Origin of the sequence: Mycobacterium sp. SM1, from assembly GCF_018361265.1 — a bacterium.
Classification (GTDB): domain Bacteria; phylum Actinomycetota; class Actinomycetes; order Mycobacteriales; family Mycobacteriaceae; genus Mycobacterium.
On the sequence record NZ_JAFLNH010000002.1, the window covers coordinates 60,406 to 72,872 of the forward strand.

Genomic DNA, 12,467 nt, shown 5'->3' on the forward strand with positions numbered 1-12,467 from the left:
TAACCCCAGTAGTCCCGCTATTCTCCTCGTTGTATGCGTGCGTTAATGCCAGCGAAGGGGAAGTCGCTGGGATGCGTGCGCCTGATCGGAATGGGTTGCGATGACGTCAAAGAACGGGCCATCGGCGCGCGATTCGGCTGGCGGTAAGTCCGCGCGGGACACCGGTTCTCCCGACGGCCAGCCGGCAAGGACGCAATTCCTCACCGTGGCCGAGGTGGCGGCGCTGATGAGGGTCTCCAAGATGACGGTCTACCGGTTGGTGCACAACGGAGAGCTGCCGGCGGTACGGGTCGGGCGGTCCTTCCGAGTGCACGCCAAAGCCGTGCACGACATGTTGGAGACCTCCTACTTCGACGCGGGTTAACCATCCAGCGGCGACGCAGATCCGCAGAGCGGTCGGCGGAGGAGTCGTGCCGGCGAGACCCGGGTGGCGCGCTCACGGCGCCTACCACCCCGGTCCCGGGCTGCGCGCCGCCAGTCGCACCCGCTGCGTGGGGCGTCGTCGCCAGGTGGCTTTGGTATCTCATGCGGGCGGCCGGGTAAAGTGACCGGGTCATTTCCAGCAGCCGGCCACTGATCAGATAGCGGAGTTCATGGGTTCAGTAATCAAGAAGCGACGCAAGCGCATGTCCAAGAAGAAGCACCGCAAGCTGCTGCGCCGAACCCGGGTGCAGCGCAGAAAGCTCGGGAAGTAAACTCCGCAGCGTTGGCCGTTACGCGGCGGTAACGACGCTGTTTTCCCCCGCCGATACGCTATCGGGATGGACTCGTCGGGTGCGGAGACGGGCAACCGAAACACCGTCAGCGACACCGTGCATTACCCCAAAGTTGTGCTGGTCACCGGTGCGTGCCGGTTTCTGGGGGGCTACCTGACCGCCAGGCTGGCACAAAACACGCTGGTGAGCCGCGTGATCGCGGTGGACGCCATCGCGCCTAGCAAGGACCTGGCGCGCCGGATGGGGCGTGCCGAGTTCGTCCGCGCCGATATTCGTAATCCTTTTATTCTCAAGGTTATTCGTAACAATAACGTCGACACCGTGGTGCACGCCGCGGCGGCATCCTACGCGCCGCGGGCCGGCAACGGCGCAGCGTTGAAGGAACTCAACGTCATGGGCGCGATGCAACTGTTCGCGGCCTGCCAAAAGGCACCGTCGGTGCGTCGCGTGGTGCTGAAGTCGACATCGGAGGTATACGGATCGAGCGCGCATGACCCGGTGGTGTTCACCGAGGACAGCACCAGCCGCCGACCATTCCGCGAGGGGTTTCCCAAGGACAGCCTCGACATCGAGGGTTACGCGCGTGGGCTGGGCCGACGCCGTCCGGATATCGCGGTGACAATCCTGCGGCTGGCCAACATGATCGGCCCGGCGATGGACACCGCGCTGTCCCGCTATCTTGCCGGGCCACTGGTTCCGACGATCATCGGCCGCGATGCCCGGTTGCAGTTGCTGCACGAGCAGGACGCCCTGGGCGCGCTGGAACGCGCGGTGATGGCCGGCAAGCGTGGCACGTTCAACATCGGCGCCGACGGGATCATCATGCTCTCGCAAGCGATCCGGCGAGCCGGCCGGATCCCGCTCCCGGTTCCCGGGTGCGCCCTCTGGGTCCTCGATTCGTTGCGGCGGGCCAATCGCTACCCCGAGATCAACCGCGAGCAACTCGACTACCTCAGCTATGGCCGGGTGATGGATACGACCAGAATGCGAGTCGAACTCGGCTACCACCCCAAGTGGACGACGGCTGAGGCGTTCGACGACTACATCCGCGGCCGAGGTTTGACTCCCATTATCGACCCGCAGTGGGTACGATCCTTGGAAGGTAAGGCGGTGGCGGTAGCGCAGCGCTGGGGGAGCCGAAAACCAATTCCGGGGATTGGGGTTAGGTAACTATCGTGGCGGCTGAAACCAGGGCCAAAGTCATTCCGCTACGGACGAATACGGGTCGAGCTGCGGGGCAGCGGCGAGCCGAGACGTCGCGACGGCATCCGTCGGCGCTCTCCGATCCCGGCGCCCGGGAACCCACGGAGCAGATCGCTGCCGTGGTGCGCGAAATCGAGCGGCGCCACGGCGTGACGCCGGCAGCGGAGGTACCGCTCAGCAACGCGGCTCGGCGGGTCGCCGCGGTTGCTGAATTCCTTCGGCAGCGGCTGACCGGCGACTACGGCGTGGACGAATTCGGGTTCGACCCGCACTTCACCAACGCGATCGCCCGGCCTTTGCTGAGGTTCTTTTTCAAGTCCTGGTTCCGGGTCGAGGTCAGTGGTATCGAGAACGTGCCGAGCATCGGCGCCGCGCTGGTGGTGGCCAACCACGCCGGGGTGTTGCCGTTCGACGGGTTGATGGCCTCGATCGCGGTGCACGACAAGCACCCGGCGCATCGCGACCTGCGCCTGCTGAGCGCCGACATGGTATTCGACCTGCCGGTGATCGGCGTGGCGGCCCGAAAGACGGGCTGCACCATGGCATGTGTCACCGATGCGCACCGGCTGCTGAGCGCGGGCGAGCTCACCGCGGTGTTCCCCGAGGGCTACAAGGGCCTGGGCAAGAACTTCAAGGACCGCTACCGATTGCAGCGGTTCGGCCGCGGGGGCTTCGTGTCGGCGGCACTGCGCACCAAGGCTCCGATCGTGCCGTGCTCGATCGTCGGCTCCGAGGAGATCTACCCGATGCTCGCCGACGTGAGGCTGCTGGCACGGTTGCTCAATGTGCCGTACTTCCCGATCACGCCGTTGTTCCCGCTGGCCGGTCCCGCCGGGTTGGTGCCGCTGCCGTCGAAATGGCATATCGCGTTTGGCGAGCCGATCCCCACCGCGGGCTATCAGCCCGGCGACGCCGAGGATCCCATGGTCACCTTCGACTTGACCGATCAGGTGCGCGAGACGATCCAGCAGATGCTCTACCGCTTGCTGGCCGGCCGGCGCAATATCTTCTTTGGGTGATATTGCATTGCGTCACTGCGCCCGTCGGCGTGCCGCGATGGGAGCGTGTTCGTCGATACCCGCCGCAATATTGTCACCGTCGCCAGTTTTGTGTGCTCTACTGGCGTACATCTGGTGTAAATCTGGTGTAAATAACGCCCAGCGCAGTTGAAGGAGCCGCGGGATGGCGGATCGGGTCGAGCCGTTCTCGGTGGGCATGGCGGTGCGGGTTTATCCGGGAACCGCACTCGAAGAGCCCGGAACCATCATCGAAGACTTCAGCGACCTGGCCGGCTACGGCGTGGATGTCGGAGACAAGCACATTAGCGCACCGGCGCGGCGGTGGGCCGTCGCGCTCGATACCGGTGGACTGGTATTCGCCGACAGCGATCAACTCGCCGCCGGCCTTGACGGCAACCCGTAGAGCTAAAAAGCGGGCCGCCCCTGGAGCCCAAAAAGCACCGTCGCGCTGTCAGGTCCGCTTGACCAAGGTGAACTGGCAAACGTCGGTGTAGCCGTTGCGGAAAAGCTCGGCGCAACCGGTGAGGTACTTCAGGTAGCGCTCATAAACCTCTTCGGACTGGATCGCAATGGCCTCGTCCTTGTGCGCTGCCAGCGCCGCCGCCCAGGTGTCCAGCGTCCGCGCGTAGTGCAACCGCAGCGGTTGCACGAGGTCGACCTCGAACCCGGCTTTGGTCGCATGCTCCTCGACCTCGGCCGCCTTCGGCAAATAGCCGCCGGGAAAGATCTCCTCCATGATGAATTTGATGAACCGCAACAGCCTCATGGTGAGCTTGAGCTGGCGCTTGCGGGCATCCTCGTCGCTGACCCTAACTATGGTGTGCAACAGCATGACGCCGTCGGCCGGCAGCACTTCGTAGGCCATGCGGAAAAAGGCGTCGTATCGATCGGCGCCGAAGTGCTCGAACGCGCCGATCGACACGATCCGGTCCACCGGATCGTGGAATTGCTCCCAACCAGCCAGCCGCACGTCCTTCACGCGCGGGCTGTCCAGTGCGGCGAACATCTGCTCGACATGGACCTGCTGATTCTTGCTGAGCGTCAGCCCGATCACGTTGACGTCGTAGCGTTCGACCGCGCGCTTCAGCGTGGCACCCCAGCCGCACCCGATGTCAAGCAGTGTCATCCCCGGGCGCAGCCCGAGCTTGCCTAGGGACAGGTCGATCTTGGCTAGCTGCGCCTCTTCCAGAGTCATGTCCTCGCGTTCGAAGTACGCGCAGCTGTAGGTCTGGGTGGGATCCAGGAAAAGCCGGTAGAAGTCGTCGGAGAGGTCATAGTGCGACTGAACGTCGTCGAAGTGTGGCGTGAGGTCGGCGCGCTTCACCCCTGAGCAGCCCCCTGTCTGATCATTCGATCGCAGTTGACGCTAAGCTCCGCTGCGGATCGACGCAACAGCGGCCGCCGTCGCGGCCGCGTCGGCTTCTTGGTGTCTGGCCTCTCCGAGCATGGTGACGACGCTGGTCACCACCGGGTTGCCGTCGGCATCGGTGACCTCGCTGCGGATCTCGGTGATGACGGTGCCGTGGGATTCGATGACGGAGTCCAGATAGGCGTCGAAGTACAGCCGGTCGTGCGCCAGGATCGGTCGATGGTAGGTGAACTTTTGGTCGCGGTGGATTACCCGGGCGATGTTGATCGGGATGTCGAATTTGGTGAACAACTCAAGCTGCACGCGCCGGCCGGCGATGGCGAGGAAGGTCAGCGGCGCCACCAGCGCCGGGTAGCCCGCCTCGGCCGCAGCCGCCTCGTCGTAGTGCGCCGGATGCTCGTTTTTGACCGCCCGTGCGAATTCGCGGATCTTTTCGCGCCCGACATCGAAGTAGTCTGGGAATCGGTAATGCTTGCCGATGAGGTCTCGGGCTTCATCGGGAACTGTCATCCGGGTGGTCTCCGCTCGCGTGGGGGGCTCAGCTGGGCAGCTTATCAGCGTGGCCGCCGGCTCAAGGGAAAGGCGCACGCGGTCGGTGCGCCCCTCGCGCGCTAGCCGCGCTCGTGGCGACGCGACACGGGGCTGGTCGCGGTCGGTGCGCCCCTCGCGCGCTAGCCGCGCTCGTGGCGACGCGACACGGGGCTGGTCGCGGTCGGTGCGCCCCTCGCGCGCTAGCCGCGCTCGTGGCGACGCGACACGGCGGCGGCTAGCGCTCCTCCGGCAGCGCCCAGCGCCAGCGCCGAGGGCACCCCGATCCGCGCGGCTCTGCGGGCGTGCCGGAAATCGCGGATTTCCCAACCGCGTTCGCGGGCTACGCTGCGCAGGCGCGCATCGGGGTTTATCGCGACCGCCGTCCCGACGATCGACAACAACGGCACATCGTTGTAGCTGTCGGAGTAGGCGGTGCAGCGCTTGAGGTTGAGCCCCTCCCGGATTGCGAGCGAGCGTACCGCGTGGGCTTTGCCGCTGCCGTGCAGGATTTCGCCGACCAGCCTGCCGGTGAATACCCCGCCGACCGATTCGGCGACGGTGCCCAGCGCCCCGGTCAGGCCGAGTCGGCGAGCGATGGTCACCGCAAGCTCATAAGGCGTGGCCGTCACTAGCCACACCTGCTGGCCCGCGTCAAGGTGCATCTGCGCGAGTTCGCGAGTACCGGCGAAGATTTTATCGGCGATGATCTCGTCGTAAATCTCCTCGCCGAGGGCCGTCAGCTCGCTGGTGGAGCGGCCTTCGATGAACGCCAGCGCCTTGCTTCGTCCCGCGGCGACGTCGTCGGGGTTCTCTCCGAGCAGCTGAAACTTGGCCTGGGCGTACACGAACCTGAGAACGTCGCGATAGGTGAAGTACTTGCGGGCGGCCAGCCCCCGGCCGAAGTGCAGCAGCGAGGAGCCCTGCACCAGCGTGTTATCCACATCGAAAAATGCTGCGGCGGTCAGGTCGACAGGCGGCTGGGTGTCCCCGGGGCGCAGATCATCGAGGGCCCGGTCGGCGCTGGCGTTGGCGGCCAGCGTCTCGAGGTCGACGCGGACGGGGCCTGCGCCGGCCGGCTCGGAGCCCTGGACGCCGGCGGCGTCCCCGCTACCCGGGCCGGCGGGCCGGGTGCCGCCGGCGGCCGTGCTGCCCGAGTCGGTGGAAGTCATCACGGACCTCCTAATCTGTGCGCCCGCGAAGATGAGTACGGTTGCCAGTTCAGTTGCCAGTTCAACAGTATCCGGCCAGCTGGCAAACGGGGCGGTGTGGCCGTCGACACCGATGGCCACCCGGCGCCAAAGCTCGGGGTTGCTGTGTCGATGAACGGCTTGAAGCGCCGATGATCGCCTTGAACCGTTGCGATGCCGCCCATAGTGCCGGTAGTGCGCGTGCGGCCAGGTAGCACGGCGCCGTCAAACGTGGCGTATCCGATTCCCGGTGCGCCTGCCGGTGTCCGTCAAGCGCGACAACCACCGGGTGACGGCGTGCCCTGTGCCGCCAAAGACGCAGGGTTGCGCCGCCATGCCGAACACCGCCATACCGAGCACTCAGGCTTGAGCCGCTGCCACACTGGTCTCATGAGCCGTCCGCAGGTGCAGTTGCTGACCCGCGCCGGGTGCGTGATTTGCGCGCGGGTGCAGGCGCGGCTGGCTGAACTGGCCGACGAGCTGAACTTTGACCTGTCGGTCACCGACGTCGACTCCGCTGCGCAGCTGGGCAATCCGGCGCTGCGGGCCCAGTTCGGCGACCGGCTGCCGGTGATCTTGCTGGACGGCCGCGAGCACAGCTATTGGGAGGTCGACGAGGCCCGGCTGCGCGCCGATCTGGCCGCCCGCTGACCCCCCCACATCGAGCCCTCCGGATCGGCTGCCAACGACAGCGGCGGCGGGCCGGAAATTTGGTACCCCACCTCGTCAACGTCTACCGTGGAGTCAATCCACTGGTGCAAGCAAGGGAGCAGGCCAGGTGATGTTTTCGTGAGTGTCCTGCTCTTCGGGGTGTCGCACCGCAGCGCGCCGGTGGCGGTTCTGGAGCAGCTGAGCACCGACGAAGCTGACCGGGTCAAGATCATCGACCGGGTGCTGCAGTCACCGCTGGTGACCGAGGCGATGCTGCTGTCGACGTGCAACCGGGTCGAGGTGTACGCGGTGGTGGACGCGTTCCACGGCGGGCTGTCGGCGATCGGCCAGGTGCTCTCCGAGCATTCCGGCATGTCGATGGCGGAGTTGACCCGCTACGCCTACGTGCGCTACAGCGAAGCCGCCGTTGAGCACCTGTTCGCGGTCGCCAGCGGCCTGGATTCGGCGGTGATCGGCGAGCAGCAGGTGCTGGGGCAGGTGCGACGGGCTTACGCCACCGCCGAGGCCAACCGCAGCGTCGGCCGGGTGCTGCATGAGCTGGCCCAGCGGGCGCTGGCGGTCGGCAAGCGGGTGCACACCGAGACCGCGATCGACGCCGCCGGCGCCTCAGTGGTGTCGGTCGCGGTGGGGATGGCCGAGAACAAGCTGGGCGGGCTCGCCGGCAAGACCGTGGTGGTCGTCGGTGCCGGGGCCATGGGCGCGCTGTCGGTGGCGCACCTGACCCGGCTCGGTGTCGGCCACGTCCGCGTCGTCAACCGGTCGTTGCCCCGCGCGCAGCGGCTGGCCCGCAAGGTTCGCGAATCGGGCACGCGCGCCGAGGCGCTCACTCTCGATGACCTGCCCGGCGCTCTCTCCGACGCCGACATGGTGGTCAGCTGCACCGGGGCGGTGCGTCCGGTGGTGTCGCTGGCCGATGTCCACCACGCGCTGGCCGCGGCGCGCCGCGATGAAGCAGCCCGGCCCCTGGTGATCTGCGATCTGGGGATGCCGCGCGACGTGGATCCGGCGGTGGCGGGTTTACCCGGGGTGTGGGTCGTCGACATGGATCGCATCCAACACGAGCCGTCGGCCCGCGCGGCGACGGCCGACGTCGACGCCGCCCGCCGCATTGTCGCCACCGAGGTTGCCACCTACCTGGCCGGACAGCGGATGGCGGAGGTGACCCCGACGGTGACCGCGCTGCGTCAGCGGGCCGCTGACGTGGTAGAAGCGGAGTTACTGCGCCTGCAAAACCGGCTGCCGGACCTGGATCCCGCCCAACGCGACGAGGTCGCCCGCACCGTGCGCAGGGTGGTGGACAAGTTGCTGCATGCGCCCACCGTGCGGATCAAGCAGTTGGCCAGCGCGCCCGGCGGCGACAGCTACGCCGAGGCGCTGCGTGAGCTGTTCGAACTCGACCAGACCGCCGTCGACGCCGTTGCCACGGCGGGCGAATTGCCAATGGTGTCAACTGAATTTGACGCCGGTGCCGCCCGGGCAAACAGCAGAAGACGATCTATCGACTAGCCGATTGACCGACGTGATCCGGATAGGCACCCGGGGCAGCCGATTGGCCACCACACAGGCCGCCACCATCCGAGACGCCCTGATCGCCAAGGGGCATCCTGCGGAGCTGGTGGTCATCACCACAGCGGGAGACCGCTCGTCGGCACCAATAGCCGAGCTCGGGGTGGGGGTGTTCACCACTGCGCTGCGGGAGGCCATCATGGACGGCCGGGTCGATGCCGCCGTGCACTCGCACAAGGATCTGCCCACCGCCACCGATCCGCGGCTTACGGTCGCGGCGATCCCCCAGCGGGATGACCCCCGCGACGCCGTTGTCGCCCGCGATGGGCTGTTGCTGGCGGAACTACCGGCGGGCTCGGTGGTGGGCACCTCGTCGCCGCGACGGGCCGCACAGCTTAGAGCATTGGGTCTCGGTTTGGAAATCCGCCCCCTGCGAGGCAACCTAGATACCAGGTTGAACAGGGTACGCAGTGGTGATGTCGATGCCATCGTGGTGGCCCGGGCGGGTCTGGCCCGGTTGGGTCGCCTCGATGATGTCACCGAGACTCTGGAGCCGGTGCAGATGGTGCCCGCGCCGGCGCAGGGTGCGCTGGCGGTCGAGTGCGGCGTCCGCAATACCGACTTGGCCGCGCTGTTGGCGGAGTTGGACGACGCCGGCACCCGCGCGGCCGTTACCGCGGAACGGGCCCTGCTCGCCGAACTGGAGGCGGGTTGCTCCGCACCGGTGGGTGCCATCGCCGAGGTGGTTGAGTCCATCGATGAGGACGGCCGAGTCTTCGAGGAATTGTCGCTGCACGGCTGTGTGGCGGCGCTGGATGGATCCGACGTGATCCGCGCGTCCGGCATCGGCAGCCCGGGCCGGGCACGAGAGCTGGGGCTCTCGGTGGCCGGGGAGCTGTTTGCGCTGGGGGCACGGAAGCTGATGGCCGGTGCGCGGTGAGATCCCGCGTGAGGAAGTGATACTGGGAGCACGCACATGACCCCCCAAGTGAACATGCGAGGCCGCAAGCCAAAGCCGGGCCGCATTACGTTCGTCGGCTCCGGTCCGGGTGATCCGGGTTTGCTGACAACGCGGGCCGCCACCGTGCTGGCGAACGCTGCCCTGGTGTTCACTGACCCCGATGTGGCCGAGCCGGTGCTGGCGCTGATCGGCACCGAACTGCCGCCGGTATCCGGGCCGGAGCCCGCGAGGACCGTGGCCGTCGAAGGCGCCGACGCCGGTGACGGCTCCCCGAACGCGACCGGCGGCGTCGACGCTGAAGCCACCGCCGTGACGGGCGGCCCCGATGTCCGCCCGGCGCTCGGTGAGCCCGCAGAGGTCGCTAAGACCCTGGTGGCCGAGGCGCGTTCGGGAGCCGACGTGGTCCGGCTGGTAGCCGGTGATCCGCTGTCGGTGGATGCCGTGATCAGCGAAGTGAACGCGGTGGCACGCAGCCACCTGCACTTCGAGATCGTGCCGGGCCTGGCCGCGAGCACCGCGGTTCCCGCGTACGCGGGCTTGCCGTTGGGATCGGCGCATACCGTCGCCGACGTGCGCGGTGAGGTGGATTGGGCGGCGCTGGCCGCCGCCCCGGGCCCCCTGATCCTGCAGGCCACCCCCGAGCATCTCACCGAGGCCGCCCGCACCCTGATCGACTACGGCTTGGCCGAGACCACCCCGTGCGTCGTGACCGCGCACGGCACCACTTGTCTGCAGCGCTCGGTGGACACCACCCTGCGGGGGTTGACCGAGCCGGCCGCGATTGGCGGCACCGAACCGCTGACCGGTGCGCTGGTGGTGACCATCGGCAAGACGGTGGCCGGTCGGGCCAAGCTCAACTGGTGGGAAAGCCGTGCGCTGTACGGCTGGACCGTGCTGGTGCCGCGGACCAAGGACCAGGCCGGCGAGATGAGTGAGCGGCTGACGTTCTATGGCGCCCTGCCCATCGAGGTGCCGACCATCTCTGTCGAGCCGCCACGCAGCCCCGCTCAGATGGAACGGGCGGTCAAAGGCCTGGTCGACGGCCGCTACCAGTGGGTGGTGTTCACGTCCACCAACGCGGTGCGCGCGGTGTGGGAGAAGTTCGCCGCATTCGGCCTGGATGCGCGCGCATTCTCCGGGGTGAAGATCGCCTGCATCGGCGAAGCGACCGCCGACCGGGTCCGCGCGTTCGGGATCAGTCCGGAGCTGGTGCCGTCCGGGGAGCAGTCGTCGCTGGGTCTGCTCGATGAATTCCCGCCCTACGACAGCGTTTTCGATCCGGTGAACCGAGTGCTGCTGCCGCGCGCCGACATCGCCACCGAGACACTGGCCGAAGGGTTGCGGGAGCGCGGCTGGGAAATCGAGGATGTCACCGCCTACCGGACCGTGCGTGCGGCCCCGCCACCTGCGGAGATCCGCGAAATGATCAAAACCGGGGGGTTTGACGCGGTGTGCTTCACCTCCAGCTCAACGGTGCGCAATCTGGTGGGTATCGCCGGCAAGCCGCACGCGCGCACCATCATCGCCTGCATCGGCCCCAAGACGGCCGAGACCGCTGCGGAGTTCGGCCTGCGGGTCGACGTGCAGCCCGAGGTCGCCGCGGTGGGCCCACTGGTTGACGCCCTGGCCGAGCATGCCTCCCGGCTGCGCGCCGAGGGAGCGCTGCCACCGCCCCGCAAGAAGAGCCGCAGGCGCTGATGGCGACCGCAAGCGCGGCGAGGCCGGGCGCGGCGGGTCGCCATCGGGGGTGTGTGGGCGCGACGGGTGGTCGCGGTGAGTGCTGACGGCTACCCGCGACATCGCCCCCGTCGGCTGCGCGGCACCCCGGCGATGCGTCGCCTGGTTGCGCAAACCTCATTGGAGCCAAGGCATTTGGTGCTGCCATTGTTCGTCGCCGACGGTATCGATGAGCCGCGTCCGATCGTGTCCATGCCGGGCGTGGTGCAACACACCCGGGATTCATTGCGCGCCGCCGCCACCGCCGCCGTCGCCGCCGGGGTCGGCGGACTCATGCTCTTCGGGGTGCCGCGGCACGACGACAAGGATGCGGCGGGCTCGGCGGGCACCAACCCCGACGGCATCCTCAACGTCGCGTTGAGGGATCTAGCCAAGGAGCTCGGTGACGCCACCGTGCTGATGGCTGATACCTGCCTGGATGAGTTCACCGACCATGGGCACTGCGGTGTCCTTGACGAGCGGGGCCGGGTGGATAACGACGCCACTTTGGCTAGATATGTGCAATTGGCTGTGGCACAAGCAGAATCGGGTGCCCACGTGGTTTCGCCGAGCGGGATGATGGATGGCCAGGTGGGAGCCATCCGCGATGGCCTGGACGCTGCCGGGCATGCCGACGTGATAATCATGGCTTATGCCGCGAAGTTTGCCTCGGCCTTCTACGGCCCCTTCCGTGACGCGGTGGCCTGCAGCCTGTCCGGTGATCGCCGGACCTACCAGCAGGATCCCGGCAACGCCCGGGAAGCACTACGCGAGATTGAGCTGGATCTCGATGAGGGCGCAGACATTGTGATGGTCAAGCCCGCGATGGGTTACCTGGACGTGGTGGCCGCGGCGGCGGCTGTCTCCCCGGTGCCGGTGGCCGCCTACCAGGTGTCGGGCGAATTCGCGATGATTTCGGCGGCGGCCGCCAACGGTTGGATCGACAGGCGTGCCGCCGCGCTGGAGTCATTGACCTGCATCCGCCGGGCCGGGGCGGACATCGTGCTCACCTATTGGGCCGCCGAGGCGGCGAGCTGGCTATCATGACCGGTCCGCCGAGCTGGCCGCAGCCGCCGGGCTGGCCGCAGCCTCCTGGTCCGCCCGCCCCGCCGGGCTGGCCGCAGCCGCCGAGCCCGCAGCCCCCAGCCCCGCCGCAACCGCCCAGGCGGCCGGTGGACGTCGACACCGGCTTCTGGTTATGGGTGGCTGCGGTGCCGCTGATGGTCATCGGGTACCTCGTGGACGTGGTCTCCTCACAGTCACGCAACGCATCCCCGCCGATCTACGCCGCCTCGGCCTTGTTTGCGGCCGTGATATGCGCGGTAGTGGTGACGTTCCTGGTGCTGATGCGGGCCGGTTACCGGTGGGCCCGCACCGTGTTGACCGGTGGCGGCCTGGCCACGATCGTCTACGTGGCGACGCGGTTGTTCACCGTGAACTGGCCACCGGTGGCGGCGGTGGTCTGTGCCGTCACGGGAATCGTCGGCTCGGTGCTGATCGGCGGGGGAGTGGTCCTATTGCACCGCAAGGACGCCCAGGAGTACTTCACCAGGTGAGGACACGGATTGGCGTCGGCCGCTGGTTAGC

The 12,467-nt window shown here is 67.6% G+C and carries 14 protein-coding genes; 11 read left to right on the top strand and 3 right to left on the bottom strand.

Annotation, left to right across the window (positions count from 1 at the left end):
* Positions 1–100 precede the first annotated feature (100 nt).
* From MSM1_RS09920 to MSM1_RS09940, 5 genes are all read left to right on the top strand, one after another.
* Positions 101–364, top strand: coding sequence for a helix-turn-helix domain-containing protein (locus MSM1_RS09920; RefSeq protein ID WP_213441806.1), 264 nt, complete (start codon positions 101–103; stop codon positions 362–364).
* A 229-nt stretch (positions 365–593) separates the two neighbouring features.
* Positions 594–695 (top strand): 30S ribosomal protein bS22, encoded by a 102-nt coding sequence (locus MSM1_RS09925; RefSeq protein ID WP_003402602.1) that lies wholly within the window; start codon positions 594–596, stop codon positions 693–695.
* 66 nt (positions 696–761) lie between these two features.
* Positions 762–1,886 (top strand): SDR family oxidoreductase, encoded by a 1,125-nt coding sequence (locus MSM1_RS09930; RefSeq protein ID WP_213441808.1) that lies wholly within the window; start codon positions 762–764, stop codon positions 1,884–1,886.
* 5 nt (positions 1,887–1,891) lie between these two features.
* On the top strand, positions 1,892–2,938 hold the full coding sequence (locus MSM1_RS09935) for a lysophospholipid acyltransferase family protein (RefSeq protein WP_213441810.1): 1,047 nt from the start codon (positions 1,892–1,894) through the stop codon (positions 2,936–2,938).
* Positions 2,939–3,101: 163 nt separating this feature from the next.
* Positions 3,102–3,341, top strand: coding sequence for a hypothetical protein (locus MSM1_RS09940; RefSeq protein ID WP_213441812.1), 240 nt, complete (start codon positions 3,102–3,104; stop codon positions 3,339–3,341).
* Positions 3,342–3,389: 48 nt separating this feature from the next.
* Here the strand turns inward: MSM1_RS09940 and MSM1_RS09945 are convergent, their stop codons facing one another.
* The 3 genes from MSM1_RS09945 to MSM1_RS09955 all read right to left on the bottom strand — a co-directional run bounded on the left by MSM1_RS09945 (position 3,390) and on the right by MSM1_RS09955 (position 6,010).
* Complete coding sequence (locus MSM1_RS09945; protein ID WP_213441814.1) at positions 3,390–4,262, bottom strand: cyclopropane mycolic acid synthase family methyltransferase; 873 nt, start codon at positions 4,260–4,262, stop codon at positions 3,390–3,392.
* Positions 4,263–4,304: 42 nt separating this feature from the next.
* Positions 4,305–4,817: a MaoC family dehydratase N-terminal domain-containing protein gene (locus tag MSM1_RS09950; protein ID WP_213441816.1), complete on the bottom strand. Its 513-nt coding sequence runs from the start codon at positions 4,815–4,817 to the stop codon at positions 4,305–4,307.
* 221 nt (positions 4,818–5,038) lie between these two features.
* On the bottom strand, positions 5,039–6,010 hold the full coding sequence (locus MSM1_RS09955; RefSeq protein WP_374101702.1) for an HAD family hydrolase: 972 nt from the start codon (positions 6,008–6,010) through the stop codon (positions 5,039–5,041).
* A 405-nt stretch (positions 6,011–6,415) separates the two neighbouring features.
* On the opposite strand from MSM1_RS09955, the gene MSM1_RS09960 reads away from it, so the two are divergent.
* The 6 genes from MSM1_RS09960 to MSM1_RS09985 all read left to right on the top strand — a co-directional run bounded on the left by MSM1_RS09960 (position 6,416) and on the right by MSM1_RS09985 (position 12,436).
* Complete coding sequence (locus MSM1_RS09960; protein ID WP_213441819.1) at positions 6,416–6,676, top strand: glutaredoxin family protein; 261 nt, start codon at positions 6,416–6,418, stop codon at positions 6,674–6,676.
* Between the two features lie 138 nt (positions 6,677–6,814).
* Positions 6,815–8,203: a glutamyl-tRNA reductase gene (locus MSM1_RS09965; protein ID WP_213441821.1), complete on the top strand. Its 1,389-nt coding sequence runs from the start codon at positions 6,815–6,817 to the stop codon at positions 8,201–8,203.
* Positions 8,204–8,216: 13 nt separating this feature from the next.
* Positions 8,217–9,143 (top strand): hydroxymethylbilane synthase, encoded by a 927-nt coding sequence (gene hemC / locus MSM1_RS09970; protein WP_213442799.1) that lies wholly within the window; start codon positions 8,217–8,219, stop codon positions 9,141–9,143.
* A 54-nt stretch (positions 9,144–9,197) separates the two neighbouring features.
* Complete coding sequence (locus tag MSM1_RS09975; RefSeq protein ID WP_213442802.1) at positions 9,198–10,862, top strand: uroporphyrinogen-III synthase; 1,665 nt, start codon at positions 9,198–9,200, stop codon at positions 10,860–10,862.
* 75 nt (positions 10,863–10,937) lie between these two features.
* Positions 10,938–11,927: a porphobilinogen synthase gene (gene hemB, locus MSM1_RS09980; protein ID WP_213441823.1), complete on the top strand. Its 990-nt coding sequence runs from the start codon at positions 10,938–10,940 to the stop codon at positions 11,925–11,927.
* Positions 11,924–12,436: a hypothetical protein gene (locus MSM1_RS09985; RefSeq protein WP_236055907.1), complete on the top strand. Its 513-nt coding sequence runs from the start codon at positions 11,924–11,926 to the stop codon at positions 12,434–12,436. The genes hemB and MSM1_RS09985 overlap by 4 nt, the downstream gene beginning before the upstream one ends.
* Positions 12,437–12,467: the final 31 nt, after the last annotated feature.